We start from the raw sequence: 16,282 nt of genomic DNA on the forward strand, positions 1-16,282 counted from the left end.
GACAACAGGCCCCAGGGGCCACAAAATAGGGCGATTGACGCTTCGTTTTCAAGAAATCGCACTGTCATCAGCCTCGGCTGGCGTTTTGACGGCACTTGTTCAGCGTAGCCTTAGGCGTCCTCTCGTCGGCTCCATGCCCGACTCCCCAGCTTGCGCAATTCGCTGAACCACAGCACCACGCTGGCCATTCCGGCGCACAGCAGCCACTGGTTGAACGCCAGCGGCACCGTGCCGAAGGCGAGGTTGAGGAAATCGAGGTTGACGACCGCCACCTGCAACAGCACCGAGAGTGCAACCGCGCCCCATAGCAACGGGTTGACGAACAGTTGCCTGAACGCACTCGTAGTGTCTGAACGCGCCGTGAAGCAGGTGAACATGCTGGTGAACACGAGCACCGTAAAGCCCGCGGTGCGGGCAGTAGCGAGATCGTATGTGCCTTCGATCAGCCCGCCAGGCAGGTAGATGTCGATCGTCAGCAGCGTCACCAGAGCTATCACGACACCAGTCTGGATCACGGTCGCCCACATACGGGCGTCAATCAAGCGCTCGCTCATGTGTCGCGGCTTGCGAGCCATGAGGTCGTCGGCGGGCGGGTCGACGCCCATCGCGAGCGCTGGCCCGGAGTCGGTGATCAGGTTGATCCACAGGATCTGTGTCGCGAGCAGTGGCAGCACCACTGCGCTGCCGTCGCCCTTTAGCCCGATTACCCCCGCCCCCACCACACCCAGGAACACCGTCAGCACCTCGCCCATGTTCGACGACAGCAGATAGCGCAGGAACTTACGGATGTTGTCGACGATGCCGCGCCCTTCGCGCACAGCCTCGACGATCGTGGCGAAGTTGTCGTCGGCGAGGATCATCTTGGCCGCTTCCTTCGTCACCTCGGTGCCACTCACACCCATCGCCACGCCGATGTCGGCCGCCTTCAGCGCGGGTGCATCGTTGACGCCGTCGCCGGTCATCGCGACGATGTTTCCGTCGGCCTGCAGTGCATCAACGATTCGCAGCTTGTGCGCGGGTGACACCCGCGCGTAAACGGACGTCTTGCGCATTGCCTCGGCGAAGCCCGCGTCGTCGAACGCGTCGATCTCCGCTCCCGTCAGCGCGGTGGCGCCGGCCTGCACGATCCCAAGGTCGGCGGCGATGCGCGCCGCAGTGCGCGGGTGGTCGCCGGTGATCATGATCACGCGGATGCCGGCCCGACGCGCCTCGCGAATGGCCAGCGCCGCCTCCTCGCGTGGTGGGTCGATGATGCCGACGGTGCCCACGAACACGAGGTCGCGTTCGAGCGAATCCGTGACTTTCGGGTCCTCATTTGCGCTGAGCGGGCGGTAGGCCACGGCGAGAGTGCGCAACGCCGCGTCTGAAAGCGTGTCAACGTCAGCCAAGAGCCGCGCCCGCAGCGCATTATCGAGGTCGACGATCTCCATCCCCACCCGCGCTCGGGTGCACCGTTCGAGCAGAACGTCCGGGGCACCCTTCGTGATCACTACAACCTCGTCGCCGTGTTCATGATCGAGTTCAATCGTCGACATCATCTTGCGCTCGGACGTGAACGGGATTTCGCCGATGCGCTCAAAACGCCGCTCGCGCCGCTCGGTGATGCCCAGCTTGCGCTCAGCCACCAGGAACGCCGCTTCGGTGGGGTCGCCGTGGATCTCCCACTCGCCCCCCGCCCCCTGACGCAGGTCGGCGTCGCCGGCCAGGCTGCCGCCGCTGAGCACCACGATGGTCTCATCACGCAACGGTCCGGTCGCCAGCTCGATGCCTTCCTGTTCCACCTGCCCCTCGGGCGCGTATCCCACCCCGGTCACGTGGGTGCTGCCCGAGGCAGTCATCACCTGCACGATGGTCATTTCCGCGCGGGTGAGGGTTCCGGTCTTGTCCGAGGCGATGACCGAGGCGGAGCCCAGGGTTTCCGCCGACGAAAGTTTCTTGACGATCGCGTTGTGCTTCGCCATCCGCTGCACCCCAAGGGCGAGCACCACCGAAAGGATCGCCGGCAGCCCCTCGGGCACGGCCGCCACCGCCAGAGACACGCCGAGCAGCAAGACGTGAATGACATCGGCGGCGCTGCGGATGTCTGAGATCAGCAGGATGGTCCCCACCACCACCACGGCAATGATGACGACGGCGATGCCCAGCATGCGCCCGATGTGTCCGATTTCTTTCTCCAGCGGTGTTGGCTCTTCCGCGGTCGCTTCAAGCATTTCGGCAATCGAGCCCATCTCGGTGTCCATCCCGGTAGCCGTCACCACGGCGCGACCGGTTCCCTGCGCGACGGCCGTGCCCTTGAAGACCATATCGAGCCGGTCACCGAGCGCCGCCGAGTTGGGCAGCGTGGCGGAATCCTTGAGCACGGCTTCGCTTTCGCCGGTCAGCGAGGCCTCCTGCACGCGCAGTGACGTGGCCTGAACCAGGCGCGCATCCGCCCCGACGGCGTCACCTTCGCCGAGCACGAGCAGGTCCCCACGCACCAGCTCGGCGCTGGGCACCCGCAGCACCTGGCCGTCACGCAGGACAGCGGAGGTCGCCGCCGTCATCCGGGCCAGTGCGGCCACGGCGTCCTGGGCCTTGGCTTCCTGCACATAACCCAGAACCGCGTTGAGCAGGACGACCGTCGCGATGACGATCGCATCCACCGGCCAGCCAACCCTGCCCTCGATCACCCATGCGACGAGTGCAACGGCGACTGCGGCCAGCAACAGGTAGACCAGGGGATCGTGAAAATGCAACAGGAAGCGGCGCCATGCGGGCCGCCGCGGCGCGGAGTGGAGTTCGTTGGGGCCGTTTTCCGACAGTCGACGCGACGCTTCCTGCGATGTGAGGCCATTTTCGAGGTCTGCGCCGAGAGCCCTTGCCACTTCGTCAGCATCCTTGACGGAAGGATCATCAAGGCTGCCTGCCTTCGCCATGGCGGGTGGATGGGGTGGAGGCGGCGCGTCCGACGCTGAGTGGCCCGTGTGGTCGTCGAGTGCGGGAGCGACCGGCGCAGGCACGGCGGGTACTACGGGCGTTGAAGCGGAGGCCGGAGCTGCTCCCGGCGTTGGTGCTACAGCCTGCTTTTGTGCGGGCTTGTGTTCGCTCACGTGCTTGGGTAGGGGTTCGTCTGCGGACTGAAGCCCGCGTTGGTGCACGATCACCTTGATATCGGCAACGTTGAGTCGGGTTTCGTCGTAGCGCACCGTGGCGTTTCTTGCAGCGTAATTCACCGTAGCGCTTGCAACCCCCGGCACATTGCCAATCCGCTTTTCTACTTCATCCACGGTCAATACCGACAGCATGTCGCGCACTTCAATGACGCTCGTTTTCATCGCACTTCCTCAAAGGGCGTCATTGGGCGTCGTCTTTATTCAGGGCATTCGGATCCATGACGTCATTGTCACCGCAGTCTCTTGCTCCAGAATTCCCATGCGATTCCATGGAGTGCGCCAAACACAAAACCAGCGACGGTGAACAGCGCGAATCCCGTCAGGTAAGCGAGGGGACTACCGGAGATTGGCAACGGACTGGCCGGCGCAAGTGCAGCAAGCAGCCCGAAGGGCGGAAACAGAACGTCGAAAATGGCGCATAAGGTATATGCCACACTCAGAGTCACCGTCAGCGAGAGCGCATGTACTTTCCAGGAGTCAGGTTTTGGCTCAGCGTCTGTGGGCGTTGAAGATTTCGCGTCGGGAGCGGCTTTTGGCGCAGCAGCTACCGTTGCTGATGGCGGCGCGCTCGGCGTTGCTTTGTCCTGTTGCCCGTCCCCTGCACGAACAATCGGTGGGGCCATGGCGGCGGGGGCAGCTTTCGGGGCCGCGGGTTCCGGCGTTGAAGGCTGCGCGATCGGTGCCGTTTTGTCCCGTTGTCCGTTTCCTCCGGGAACAGTCGTCGCGGGCACGACGGCGGACGCGACAGTGGAAGTTTTTGGCATGGCGGCTTCGGGCTTGGAAGCAGAGGCCGGCGCAATTTTCGGCGTCGGCACTACAGCAGGCTCGCGTGCGGACTCGTGTTCGCTCACATGGATGGGTAGGGATTCGCCTGCGGGTTGAGGCCCGCGTTGGTGCACCATCACCTTGATATCGGCGACTTCGAGTCGGGTTTCGTCGTAGCGCACTGTGGCGTTTCCGGCAGCGTAGTTCACCGTTGCGCTTTCAACCCCCGGTACCCCGCCAATCCGCTCCTCCACTTCGTCCACGGTCAATACCGACAGCATGTCGTGTACTTCAATAACGCTCGTTTTCATCGTACTTCCTTAATGGCTAAATGCCTGACGGAAACGTCTCTGGCACCTCGCCGTCGATCCACACCTGACCCATGTCCAGCGGCTCCAGTGCGCTGGTTTCGTCGATGTGTATCACTGCATCGAACTGCTGGGCCAGACGGGTGTAGAAATAGTGGCTCTGGCGTTCCGTGTCGGGGCGGTAGATCACACCGATGGCACGCTGCAGCCGCTGTGATGTGACGAGCGAGCGCAGCGCAGCGTCGTCGCGCAGGGGCAGCAGGAAGCGGGCAGTGCCGGCATGATGGAACACGTCCTCCCAACTACCGGGCAAACCGTCACGCACCCGGTTGCGCTGGGGCGGCTCGTGCCAGTTTGATGCAGCCGTGACCCAGCCGCGGTGAGTGCTGAAGCCCACCAGCACCGCATCGTCCGCGTAGCGGTCGCGCACGAGCTGACCCACATTCCATTCACCCCGCTCGCCCATTTCGGTGGCCGAGGCATCGCCCAAGTGCGAGTTGTGCGCCCACAGGGCAATGCGCGGCGGCGCGCCGCCTGTTGCCAAGTGGCGGTCCAGCGCATACAGCGTCTCCGCCATGTGGCTATCGCGCAGATTCCAGGATGACACACGCCGGTGAAACATGGTGCGGTAGTACTCCTCTGCGTTGCGCACCAGACGCGCGTTCTGCTGCGCGTAGAAGGCTTCATCACGCTCCAGCCCGGGCGTCAGTAGCACCTCGCCAGCACGGCGGTTCATTTCGCGTAGTTGCTGCACCACCTCGTCCTCGCAACTCGGTTTGAGACCGAAGCTGGCGGCGTAGCCGTAGGCCTGGCTGTCTTCTGCTGCATGGTCGAAGCAGGCGTAGCGGTATCGTGCACGGCGCGCGGCTTCGGGGTCCACATCATCGAGGTAGGTCAACACTGCCTGGATGGAGCTGAACAGGCTGTACAGGTCAAGCCCGTAGAAGCCCACCTGGCGCAGGGGGCTGAGGCCGGTGTTGTAGTCGCGTAGCCACTCGACGAAGTCGCGCACGACAGTGTTGCGCCACATCCAGGCGGGAAAGCGCTGGAAGCCCGACAGCGCAGCGTCGGCGTCTGCGTCATCTGACAGACCGCGTACGTAGCGGTTAACGCGCCAGACTTCGGGCCAGTCGGCTTCCACGGCAACGGCAGTAAAGCCCTTTTCGGTGATCAGTCGCTTGGTGATCTCTGCCCGCTCGCGGTAGAACTCATGGGTGCCGTGCGACGCTTCGCCCAGCAAGGCAAAGCGCGCCGGGCCGATCAGGTTCAGCAGGCCGTCATATTGCCGTGCATCGCCGGCCAATGGCTGCAGGTGCGGGGCCAAGCCTTCCAGCAAGGTCGTGTTGCTGGGGTCGTGTTGGATTTTCTGCGTGGCCATGTAATGTCCTTTTTCCCCTATCAATCTCGCTCTTCCAGTCGATGGCTGGCGTTGTGGATGGACGCGGCGTGTTCTCGCCGCGCTTCTTTCAGCAGCGCGCACACCTCGTCGTCCGTGGATTGCGGAAATTCCAGGTACCACAGCCCGACGGCGCGAAACGGCTCGGGCGTCTCGGCGCAAATCACGTCATCGGCCTGCTGGCGCAGGGCGGCGCAGGTGTCTAGCGCGCCTACCGGCACCGCCACGGTTATATGCAGGGGATGCTGCTGGCGAATCGCCAACACCGCAGCCTGCATGGTCGAGCCCGTGGCCAGCCCGTCATCGACCACAATAACCGTGCGGCCCCGAATGGGAACTGCCGGACGCTGCTTGCGGTAGAAGTGCTCGCGCCGCACCAGTTCGGCCTGTTCGCGCTCGACCACTGCCGCAATTGCCTCGGGCCTGATGGTGAGGCCCGGCATTGGATTCATGACCCTCACGCCGCCGCTGGCGATGGCACCCATGGCGTACTCCTCGTGGCCGGGTATACCGAGCTTGCGCACCACAAAGATGTCTAACGGCGCCTGCAACTCGCGGGCCACCTCGAACCCCACGGCAACGCCGCCGCGCGGCAGGGCCAGCACCAGCAAGCCGGCCCGGCCGCGGTACTGCTCCAGCTTGCCGGCCAGCACCCGACCAGCGTGCCTGCGGTCGCGAAAGGGAAAATTCACGGCAGTCATGTTGTGTACTGCAAAGAAGTCAGGTGGGCGGTGAACCAGGAGGAGGCCAGTTGCGCGACCTGCTCCAGCGCGCCCGCTTCTTCGAACAGGTGCGTGGCACCGGGCACTATGACCAGGCTCTTTTCGCAGCGCAGGTGCTCGTGGGCTTGCTCGTTGAGTTCGATCACCTCGTAGTCGGCACCGCCGACGATGAGCAGCGTGGGTGCTGTCACAGCGGCCAGCGCCACCGGCCCGGCCAAGTCCGGCCGGCCCCCGCGGGAGACCACGGCAGCGATTTGGTCGCCCAGCCGGGCGGCGGCGATGAGTGCGGCCGCGCTGCCAGTGCTGGCGCCGAAATACCCGATGGCGGCATGCTGCAACTCGGGTTGGGCAGCGGCCCACGCGGTGGCGTCCTGCATCCGCCGGGTCAGCAAGGGGATGTTGAAGCGGTGTTCACGCGTATGCAGGTCGATCTGCTCTTCCTGCGCGGTCAGCAGATCAAACAGCAGAGTGGCGATGCCGGCGTGCTGCAGGTGTTGGGCGACCTGTCGGTTGCGGGCGCTGTGGCGCCCGCTGCCGCTGCCGTGCGCGAACAGCACCAAGCCATGGAACACAGGGGGCAACACCAAGTCGCCGTAGAGCCAAGTGTCACCGACGGGAATACGGACTTCGCGAGGGACCAGGGTGGTGTTGACGCTACGCATGATGTTCACCTTCCAAAGATCTAAATTTACCGCGGCGGCGTACCGTGTCTGTCAGACGGGATTGTTTTTGATGTAGGACAACGCCCCGTGGCCGTTTCTTCGGTAAAAAATGACTGTAGCCCTTTGTCGGGATTATGTAGGGTGCTATTGTTTGTGTAGCAATTTTTGGCGGTCGCAGGTTTCTTCACGGTCTTCACTGCTTTCGCCGCCTCTGGCAGCGAAGCCCAGGCCCGGATCACCGCGTAGCTGCGCCAGGGTTTCCATGCTGCGGAGGCCCCCTGGCCGGTGATGTAGCCCTGCACACCCAGCGCCTTGTGCAGGGCTACATCACCGGCTGGAAACGCATCAGGCCAGCGCAGGGCCCGCATGGCAATGTACTGCTTGGCCTGTCCTGCGCCCTCGCGTCGCAACTGGGTCGGGTTGAGCCCATAGTGCTGCAAGAACGCCGCGTTGAATCGCCGCACACTCGCAAAACCGCTGATCAGAGCAATTTTCATGGCGGGCGGATCGGCCTCCTACGCGCAGCCTGGAAGTTGTCCTACTGTTGTTCTTGAGAGGGCCGCTAGACTGGATGCAGGCACCGATGGTGCCGCTTCAATTAAGGAGCCTCTTATGACAACAGTGTCCGACATCATGACTCGTGGCGTGCGGGTCTTGTCTCCCTCAGATTCGGTGGTGCGTGCCGCACAGGCTATGGACGAACTCAACGTCGGGGTGATCCCGGTGTGTGACGGGGAAAAGCTGGTCGGTATGGTGACTGACCGGGACATCACCCTGCGGGGCGTTGCGCAAGGCCTCGACTGTGAGGACACGCCCCTGTCGGACATCATGAGCAAAGAAGTTCAATGGTGTTTCGAGGATCAGGCGGTGAGCGAGGTGATGGCGCAAATGGGTGATGCGCAAATCCGGCGCTTGCCGGTTGTTGACCGGGAAAAGCACTTGGTGGGCATGTTGTCGCTCGGCGATATTGCCGTGAAGACCGATGACAAAAAGGTGGCTTCGGTCTTGCAGGATATTTCCGAGCCGGCGGCGCCTGACCGGTCCGGTATCTCGGCGGCAAGCGGCGCGGCTGGCGGAGGTTCCACCCCCAGCGCCCCCAGCCGCGGTCCGGCTTGAATGGGGAGAGAAAGGACATGCCACAGAAAACCTGGAGCGCGAAACGCGAGCGCCAGTACGAGCACATCAAGCAAGGAATTCTGAAGAAGGGTTCCAGCGAAGAAAGAGCCGAGGAAATCGCGGCCCGGACCGTAAACAAAATCCGGGCCCAAGAAGGGGAGGCCAAACAAGCCAGCCCCACATCCATCAATGACCTGTCGCCTTCCAGACGCGGTGGCCTGCGTTCCCACAGCGGCGCAGGCGGGCGGACTTACGCCCAGCTTTACGCCGAAGCCCGAAAAAAGGGACTCAAAGGACGCTCGGCGATGAACACGCAGGCGCTGGAAGCTGCGCTGAATGATCGCTAGTGTAGTTACAGGGACTCCTCACGAAGTCAAGCACAGTTTGGATTTATTTTTCCTTGATTACGGCTTTCCGCATTAGCGTGACTTGAAGCGACGAGGAAACGAGGTACAGACTGCACATTTACAGACGGGTTTTTTGCACTCTTGGTGCGACCCCAGATACCAACCGCTTGACGGGACTCCATTTGTTGCACGGGTCAATGCCAATGCATACCCAACCATACTATCGAGTTCCCCTGTCTCCGGTCTGACCTGTTACTGCATCTTCAATTTCACGTCTTGCAGAAATTAACTTGTTGTCGAATCAACTATGCTATCGCAGGTGCCAATCCTGCAGGCTTGACGCTCACATGCCGGGCATCAAAGCGACATCCCTTGGTCATCATTGCCCACAGAATTCGAGCATTCTTGTTGGCCATTGCGACGGCCGCCTTCCCCCCGTGCCAATATGACCTGAGACACCTACCCCTGAGTAATTAGAGAGTAGAAAGGTAGGATTCGATCATGTCCAAAGAATCTAAGAAACCGATGAACGCTGATGTTTCTCCTGCGATGGGTGACGCGTTTGCAGTCGCCCTACGGGCTCCTTCCAACGCGTCACCCATCGCAGGAACGGCATTTGTGGCCATCTGGTCCTTTGTTTCTTTTGACATGATCGAATCTTACTTTTCTACTCTAATTAGTCGAGGGTAGGTGTCTCAGGTCATATTGACACGGGGGGCTTTCCTGATTTTGAAGAACCTGACACGACATACAACCTTGTGACTGTTCAATGAGGGGAACAATCGACCTCAGGAACTTGTGGAGGCCGGTAGCCATACCTTCTTTGGCTTCGAACTTATTGATTCGCGTAACACTCATCGAGTGCTCCTTTCTGATGACGCCCTATTTGAGCCTGAGTCGTCGTACGAAGAACATGAGCAAAAACACCAAGGCAGTCAGTGCATAAACCGCACTCAGCAGGTGCTTGGCGGTGGTGAAAAATGATGCGCCGGCCACTTGTCCGGCCGAGATGTCGGGGTACTGCAACAGCATTGTGATGAGTTGCACGTTCTCGCAAAGATCGCAGGCGCCGGCAACAACGGGGAAGAACGCCATGGCCCACAGCCGCTCGTTGGGGCGAAAGCGGTAAATCAGGCCGGCAAACAAGGTGACTTAGAAAACCGGAATCATGGTGTCCACCGTGGCGCTGCCCAGTGCGTAGGCCATGCGGCCCCGGGGACCGTATTGCGCCATCGCGGCCTGGACATCGGCCAGGCTGTAGTGCAACCGGATGTCAAGCAACTCGCCGTTGATCGGCACGACCGCCAGCATCAGCAACGACATCAGCAGGACGCCGATGAAGCTGATGACCAGCGGCGTAGTGCCCGCCGCGAACGCGAAGTATTTTCGGAAGAGTTTTTTCATGGCGATTCAGGTCGGCCAAGTTGAGCTGTGTTCCGGCACCAAGGCACGCCAGCCCAATTCATGCTTGATGCGTTTGCGCAACTCGTCAGAGGCGCCCAGTTCGCCATGAACGACATAGACCTGATCGGGCGCCTGCGGCATGGTTCGCAGCCAGGCCAGTAGCTGGTTGGCGTCTGCATGGGCGGAAGCGGACTGGAGTTGCACCACCTCGGCGCTGACCGCCACATCCCGTCCATGAATGCGCACGGACTTGGCACCGCTGGCCAGCGTGGCGCCGCGTGTGCCGGGGGCCTGAAAACCCGTCAGGATGATCATGTTGCGGTGGTTGCCCGCGTATTGCGCCAAGTGGTGCAACACGCGCCCACCCGTGGCCATGCCGCTGGCCGACAGAATCACCATCGGGCCATGTCGGCTGGCCAGTGCGCGAGATTCATCGGTGCTGTTGACCATGGTTGCGGAGTGGGTGAGGGCGTGGGCGTCTTTGTTGGTGAGACGGTATTCGCCTAAGTGGTGCTCAAACAGGTGGGTGGTGTGCACCGCCATGGGGCTGTCCAGGAACACGGGGAGCGACTTGGGCAGATCCCCCCGCATTTTGAGCAGGTGAATGGCGTGTAACAAGGCCTGAGCCCGCCCGACGGCAAACACAGGCACGACCGCCACACCACCGCGTTTGGCCAGCTTTTGCAGCGCTGGCGCCAGTTCGGCAAGGACGTCTTTCTTGGGGTGCGCGCGGTCGCCGTAGGTTGATTCGATCAGCACGGTATCGGCTGAGGGTGCGTCGTTCGGGGGATGCATGATGAGGTCGTCAGGCCGACCCAGGTCACCCGAGAACAGAATGCGCCGGCCAGCCACCTCCAGCAGCACACTGGCCGCACCCAAAATGTGCCCGGCGGGGGAAAAGGTCGCCTTCCAGCCGGGCAGGGGGGCGAAGGTCTTGCCAAAATCCACCGTCTTGATCAAGGGCCGGCAGTCCAGCGCATCCTGGCGTGTGTACAAGGGCAGGGCGGGGGCATGTTTGGAAAAGCTATGGCGGTTGGCAAAATCGGCATCCTCCTCCTGAATGTGGCCGCTGTCTGGCAGCAGGATACGACACAGGTCCCGCGTGCCGCTGGTGGCGTAGACCTTGCCTGAGAATCCTTCTTTGGCCAGCAGCGGCAGGTAGCCGCTGTGGTCCAGATGGGCATGGGTCAGAAGAATCACTTTGATCTGGTGGGGCGCTATCGGCAAGGGCGTGCGGTTGCGCAAGCGCAGCAACTTGTAGCCCTGGAACAGGCCGCAGTCCACCAATAGACACTCGTCACCATGCCGCACCAGATACTTGGACCCGGTGACGGTGCCCGCGCCACCCAGAAAAGTGATGTTCACACTCATGCCGAAACCTCCTGCGCATTGATGCTTTCGCCTTGGGGGAGCGAAAAAAAACCGCGAAGGCATGGGCATCCTTCGCGGCTTTCATTGGGCATCACTGGGGCTGATGCAGCTTGATTTACATCAACTGAAAAAGCTTTTCAGGCGATTGGTCCAGCTGTCACCCGTGGGTGAGTGTTTGGCGCCGCCTTTTTTCAGTGATTCGTCAAGCTCGCGCAGCAGCTTGCGCTGGTGTTCGCTGAGTTTGATCGGTGTCTCGATCGTGATGTGGCAATACAGATCTCCCGGGTAACTGGAGCGAACGCCTTTGATGCCCTTGCCACGCAAACGAAACTGCTTGCCGGTTTGCGTACCCTCGGGGATGTCAATGGCCGCCTTGCCCGCCAGCGTGGGCACGTCAATCTCGCCACCCAGTGATGCGGTGATGATGCTGATGGGCACCGAGCAATGAATGTCATCACCGTCGCGCTCAAAGATGTCGTGTTTCTTGAGGCGAATTTCAATGTACAGATCGCCCGCCGGCCCCCCGTTGGTCCCCGGCTCGCCATTGCCCGCACTGCGAATGCGCATGCCACCGTCAATGCCACCAGGAATCTTGACTTCCAGTGTTTTCTGTTTCTTGATCTTGCCTTGGCCGCTGCACGCTATGCAGGGTTCAGGAATGACCTTGCCGGTGCCACGGCACGTGGGGCAAGTTTGCTGAACGCTGAAAAAGCCCTGGCGCATCTGCACCGAGCCGGTGCCGGTGCAAGTGCCACAGGCCTTGACCTGGGTGCCCGGTTTGGCGCCGCTGCCTTTGCAGACCTCGCACGAGTCCCAGCTGGGGATGCGGATCTGGGCATCTTTGCCGTTGGCCGCTTCTTCCAGTGTCACTTCCATCGCGTAACTCAAGTCACCGCCACGGAAAACCTGGCGTCCACCGCCACCAGGACGACCGCGTTGCTGACCAAACATGTCGCCAAAAATATCGCCAAAGGCTTCGGCAAAACCGCCATAACCCTCACCGCCGGGACCGCCCCGCATATTGGGGTCCACCCCTGCAAAGCCATGCTGATCGTAGGCCGCACGCTTTTGCGGGTCCGACAGCATTTCGTAGGCTTCCTTGGACTCCTTGAATTTTTCTTCAGCCGCCTTGGAGGCATCGCCCTGATTGCGGTCAGGGTGATGCTTCATCGCATGTTTGCGATAGGCCTTTTTGATCTCTTCGTCCGAGGCATTTTTGGGAACACCCAAAACTTCGTAGTAATCTCTTTTTGCCATGGTCTTTCAGTGCCCGGTTTCAACACAAACGCCGCGTTGAACATTTCTCGTGTTCAACGCGGCGCCTGAAAACAGTGTTCAGAACAGAGTTCAGCGCAAGCGCTTAGCCCTTTTTGACTTCTTTCACTTCCGCGTCGACGATGTTGTCGTCAGCCGCATGGGCCGATGCACCACCGGCGTCAGCAGCACCGGCTGGTTCGCCAGCGCCGGAAGCAGCAGCTTCCTTGGCTTGCTGGTCGGCGTACATCTTCTCGCCCAGCTTCTGGCTCACGGTCATCAAAGCGGTGCTCTTCTCTTCAATGTGTCCCTTGTCGTCGCCTTTGATGGCGTCTTCAAGGTGCTTGATCGCTTCTTCAATCTTTTCCTTCTCGCCAGCGTCAAGCTTGTCACCGTATTCGGTCAGGCTCTTCTTCACGCTGTGCATACTGGCGTCGGCCTGGTTTTTGGCCTGAACGAGTTCAAGTTTTTTCTTGTCGTCCGCGGCGTTGAGTTCAGCGTCTTTCACCATCTGCTGGATTTCAGCTTCGCTCAGGCCGGAGTTGGCCTTGATGGTGATCTTGCTTTCCTTGCCCGTGCCCTTGTCTTTGGCGCCCACATGAAGAATGCCATTGGCGTCGATGTCAAAAGACACTTCAATCTGAGGCGTACCGCGCGATGCGGGTGGAATACCTTCCAGGTTGAATTCGCCCAGCATCTTGTTGCCCACTGCGATTTCGCGTTCACCCTGGAACACCTTGATAGTCACCGCAGGCTGGTTGTCTTCAGCCGTCGAGAAGGTCTGTGCAAACTTGGTTGGAATCGTGGTGTTCTTGGTGATCATCTTGGTCATGACACCGCCCATGGTTTCAATACCCAGGCTCAAAGGCGTCACGTCCAGCAGCAACACGTCTTTGCGGTCACCGGACAACACCTGGCCTTGAATGGCGGCGCCAACGGCAACGGCTTCGTCAGGGTTCACGTCCTTGCGTGGCTCTTTGCCAAACAATTCCTTGACCTTTTCCTGCACCTTGGGCATGCGGGTCATGCCGCCGACCAAAATCACGTCATGGATATCGGATGCGTTGACGCCAGCATCTTTGAGTGCAGTACGGCAAGGCGCGATGGTGCGCTCAATCAGCTCTTCAACCAACGATTCCAGCTTGGCGCGCGTGAGCTTGACGCTCAAGTGCTTGGGGCCTGACGCATCCGCGGTCACGTAGGGCAGGTTGATGTCGGTTTGCGAGCTGCTGGAGAGTTCGATCTTTGCCTTTTCAGCAGCTTCTTTCAGGCGCTGCAATGCGAGCACGTCTTTACCGAGGTCAACGCCTTGGTCTTTCTTGAACTCGGCAATGATGAAGTCGATGATGCGCTGATCAAAGTCTTCACCACCCAGGAATGTGTCACCATTGGTCGACAACACTTCAAACTGTTTCTCGCCATCGACGTCAGCGATTTCGATGATGGACACGTCAAACGTGCCGCCACCCAAGTCATACACGGCAATCTTGCGGTCGCCCTTTTCGTTCTTGTCCAGGCCGAAAGCCAGTGCGGCGGCAGTTGGCTCGTTGATAATGCGCTTGACGTCCAGGCCTGCAATGCGGCCCGCGTCTTTGGTCGCCTGGCGCTGTGCGTCATTGAAGTAGGCGGGCACCGTGATGACGGCCTCGGTCACTTCTTCGCCAAGGTAGTCTTCGGCGGTTTTCTTCATCTTGCGCAACACGTCAGCGCTGACCTGCTGAGGTGCCATGCGGTTGCCGCGCACTTCGACCCAAGCATCGCCATTGTCGGCAGCGGCAATTTTGTAGGGCATCAGGTCGATGTCTTTTTGGACTTCTTTTTCGGCAAACTTGCGGCCGATCAGACGCTTGACGGCGTACAGGGTGTTCCTGGGGTTGGTCACGGCCTGGCGCTTTGCCGATGCACCAACCAGCACTTCACCACCGTCCTGGTACGCAATGATGGACGGCGTGGTGCGCGCACCTTCAGAGTTCTCGATAACCTTGGGGGTGTTGCCCTCCATGATGGCTACGCAGCTGTTAGTGGTGCCCAGGTCAATGCCGATAATTCTTCCCATAATTTACTCCAGTATTTCGATTTAGATGGTTTTAAAGTTGTGGATAACTTGAAAAGTTTCAAGTCACGCCATGTTTATTTCGGTGCAGCGACCGTGACGAGTGCCGGGCGCAACGTGCGGTCTGCAATCGAGTAACCCTTTTGCAACACGGTGACCACGGTATTGGCCTCGTGTTCGGAAGGCACCACGCTGATGGCCTGGTGCTGATGCGGGTCAAACTTGGTGCCAGCGGCCGGGTTGATGGCCATGACCTTGTTGCGTTCAAGCGCTGCGAGCAATTGACGCAATGTGGCTTGCGCACCTTCGCGAATTTGTTCGTTGGTGGCGTCCTTGATGACCAGGCCAGCTTCCAGGCTGTCTGCCACGGGCAACAGACTTTCGGCAAAGCTCTCGACAGCAAACTTGCGGGCCTTGGAGATTTCTTCCTCGGCACGACGACGGGCGTTGTCGGCCTCGGCTTTGGCGCGAAGAAACTGGTCGGCCAAATCGGCACTCTTGGCTTGCAATTCAGCCAGATCAGCTTGCGCACGCGTTAACGCGTCAAACTCCTGGGCGGATTGAGCTGCGACCATTTCTTCGGTGCTTTGGTAGCCGGTAGGCGTTGGGGTAGTTTGGTTTTGGTTGGATTCAGACATGCTTTTAAGCCAAATTACAAGTACTAGGCCCTGAGTTGGGGGCGTACGTCGGCATTTCAAGAGCGCAATAGAAGCGCCCGGACGTGATGCCGGGCGTCAGGGGGAACGAGTCGAATGCCGAAAGATCAGTTGGAGACGGCGAGCAATTCGACGTCAAACTTCAACGTGGCGTTGGGTGGAATCACGCCGCCAGCGCCGCGGGCACCATAGCCGAGCGCTGCCGGAATGATGAGCGTGCGCGCGCCACCAATCAACATGCCAGCCACGCCTTCGTCCCATCCACGGATCACCATGCCGGCACCGAGCGAAAAGACAAAGGGATCGCCACGGTCTTTGCTGGAGTCAAACTTGGCACCCTGAACACCATCGTTGTACAGCCAGCCAGTGTAATGCACGGTAACGCTTTTTCCCTTGGTGGCTTCAGTGCCTGTGCCAATCACGGTGTCTTCGTATTGCAGGCCGGTTGCTGTGGTGGTCATGGTTGTGTCCTTTTTGCTATTGAATAAGTAGCTGAATGCGCCTGTTGAACAAGGGCTGCACCCAGAAAACCCGAAATTATGCCAGCACCCCTGTGCACTCCCTGTTTGGGAACTTTGGGCGGGCCGCATACCTGACTTTTTACCGGCATAAAAAAAGACAGGCCGTACCTGTCTTCTTTAACTTCGCCCGGAAAGCTTACTCCGGTGTCTTTTTGGTCTGGCTGGCCGTCCATTTGGCGGCAAAAGCGGGAAGGTCTGCCAAACGCTTGAGGAGGTCAGCGCCCATGGGCGTGACGACATAACCGTCAGTGCCATGACTGAGCAATTCAGCCTTGCGCAACTCTTTGATACGGGTGTTCAGCGTGTTCGGTGTAATGCCGCCAACGCTGTCTTGCAACAGCCGGAAGGTCTGTGGATGGCCGTCTTTCAGCGCCCACAGCACCCGAATGGCGTAACGGGACTCAAGCAGACCCAGCAGTTGACCGATGGCGGCATTTTCTTTGGAACTCATTGAAAGGCTCTCCTCAAAGCGTTGATTGATGGCCGGGGCGTTTTGACTTTGCGGGGGTGTCAGGAGGTCTGAAGACTCTCGACATCCGACGTTTTCCGGCGTTG

At 60.3% G+C, this 16,282-nt stretch carries 15 protein-coding genes and 2 pseudogenes; 2 read left to right on the forward strand and 15 right to left on the reverse strand.

All coding sequences use genetic code 11. From position 1 onward, the window contains the following. Positions 1–110: 110 nt before the first annotated feature. The 6 genes and pseudogenes from AC097N_RS19745 to AC097N_RS19770 form a co-directional block, all read right to left on the reverse strand. Positions 111–3,314, reverse strand: a complete 3,204-nt coding sequence (locus AC097N_RS19745; RefSeq protein WP_479583783.1) for an HAD-IC family P-type ATPase — start codon at positions 3,312–3,314, stop codon at positions 111–113. Between the two features lie 68 nt (positions 3,315–3,382). Then, positions 3,383–4,228 (reverse strand): heavy-metal-associated domain-containing protein, encoded by an 846-nt coding sequence (locus tag AC097N_RS19750; RefSeq protein ID WP_479583784.1) that lies wholly within the window; start codon positions 4,226–4,228, stop codon positions 3,383–3,385. Between the two features lie 16 nt (positions 4,229–4,244). Beyond that, positions 4,245–5,603, reverse strand: a complete 1,359-nt coding sequence (locus tag AC097N_RS19755) for an erythromycin esterase family protein (protein WP_479583785.1) — start codon at positions 5,601–5,603, stop codon at positions 4,245–4,247. A 20-nt stretch (positions 5,604–5,623) separates the two neighbouring features. Continuing rightward, positions 5,624–6,322: a phosphoribosyltransferase gene (locus AC097N_RS19760; RefSeq protein WP_479583786.1), complete on the reverse strand. Its 699-nt coding sequence runs from the start codon at positions 6,320–6,322 to the stop codon at positions 5,624–5,626. Further along, positions 6,319–7,005: a dienelactone hydrolase family protein gene (locus tag AC097N_RS19765; protein WP_479583787.1), complete on the reverse strand. Its 687-nt coding sequence runs from the start codon at positions 7,003–7,005 to the stop codon at positions 6,319–6,321. The genes AC097N_RS19760 and AC097N_RS19765 overlap by 4 nt, the downstream gene beginning before the upstream one ends. A gap of 215 nt (positions 7,006–7,220) precedes the next feature. Beyond that, positions 7,221–7,385 (reverse strand): annotated as a pseudogene (locus AC097N_RS19770) (adenosine deaminase); the annotation flags it as partial. Positions 7,386–7,617: 232 nt separating this feature from the next. Here AC097N_RS19770 and AC097N_RS19775 point away from each other — a divergent pair. Together AC097N_RS19775 and AC097N_RS19780 are read left to right on the forward strand one after the other, a co-directional pair. Next, positions 7,618–8,121 (forward strand): CBS domain-containing protein, encoded by a 504-nt coding sequence (locus tag AC097N_RS19775; RefSeq protein ID WP_479583788.1) that lies wholly within the window; start codon positions 7,618–7,620, stop codon positions 8,119–8,121. A gap of 17 nt (positions 8,122–8,138) precedes the next feature. Then, complete coding sequence (locus AC097N_RS19780) at positions 8,139–8,468, forward strand: plasmid stabilization protein (protein ID WP_479583789.1); 330 nt, start codon at positions 8,139–8,141, stop codon at positions 8,466–8,468. 305 nt (positions 8,469–8,773) lie between these two features. Here AC097N_RS19780 and AC097N_RS19785 read toward each other — a convergent pair. From AC097N_RS19785 to AC097N_RS19825, 9 genes and pseudogenes are all read right to left on the reverse strand, one after another. Then, positions 8,774–8,899: pseudogene (locus AC097N_RS19785) on the reverse strand (IS110 family transposase); the annotation flags it as partial. Between the two features lie 451 nt (positions 8,900–9,350). After that, the gene (locus tag AC097N_RS19790) at positions 9,351–9,614 is read right to left on the reverse strand and encodes a hypothetical protein (protein ID WP_479583790.1); all 264 of its coding nucleotides are present in this window, start codon (positions 9,612–9,614) and stop codon (positions 9,351–9,353) included. 6 nt (positions 9,615–9,620) lie between these two features. After that, a complete protein-coding gene (locus tag AC097N_RS19795; protein ID WP_479583791.1) occupies positions 9,621–9,872 on the reverse strand; it encodes a hypothetical protein in 252 nt (83 codons plus the stop codon). Between the two features lie 6 nt (positions 9,873–9,878). After that, on the reverse strand, positions 9,879–11,243 hold the full coding sequence (locus tag AC097N_RS19800) for an MBL fold metallo-hydrolase RNA specificity domain-containing protein (protein ID WP_479583792.1): 1,365 nt from the start codon (positions 11,241–11,243) through the stop codon (positions 9,879–9,881). Between the two features lie 120 nt (positions 11,244–11,363). Further along, positions 11,364–12,500: a molecular chaperone DnaJ gene (gene dnaJ, locus AC097N_RS19805; protein ID WP_479583793.1), complete on the reverse strand. Its 1,137-nt coding sequence runs from the start codon at positions 12,498–12,500 to the stop codon at positions 11,364–11,366. Between the two features lie 103 nt (positions 12,501–12,603). Continuing rightward, positions 12,604–14,553 carry a molecular chaperone DnaK gene (gene dnaK, locus AC097N_RS19810; RefSeq protein ID WP_479583794.1) on the reverse strand — a complete coding sequence of 650 codons (1,950 nt, stop codon included), beginning with the start codon at positions 14,551–14,553 and terminating at the stop codon, positions 12,604–12,606. A 74-nt stretch (positions 14,554–14,627) separates the two neighbouring features. Further along, entirely contained in the window at positions 14,628–15,188 is a 561-nt protein-coding gene (gene grpE, locus AC097N_RS19815; RefSeq protein ID WP_479583795.1) for a nucleotide exchange factor GrpE, read from the reverse strand. 125 nt (positions 15,189–15,313) lie between these two features. Then, on the reverse strand, positions 15,314–15,667 hold the full coding sequence (locus AC097N_RS19820; RefSeq protein ID WP_479583796.1) for an FKBP-type peptidyl-prolyl cis-trans isomerase: 354 nt from the start codon (positions 15,665–15,667) through the stop codon (positions 15,314–15,316). Between the two features lie 196 nt (positions 15,668–15,863). After that, positions 15,864–16,178 (reverse strand): winged helix-turn-helix transcriptional regulator, encoded by a 315-nt coding sequence (locus tag AC097N_RS19825; RefSeq protein WP_479583797.1) that lies wholly within the window; start codon positions 16,176–16,178, stop codon positions 15,864–15,866. Positions 16,179–16,282: the final 104 nt, after the last annotated feature.

The organism is Rhodoferax sp. LS1R11 (genome assembly GCF_056521395.1).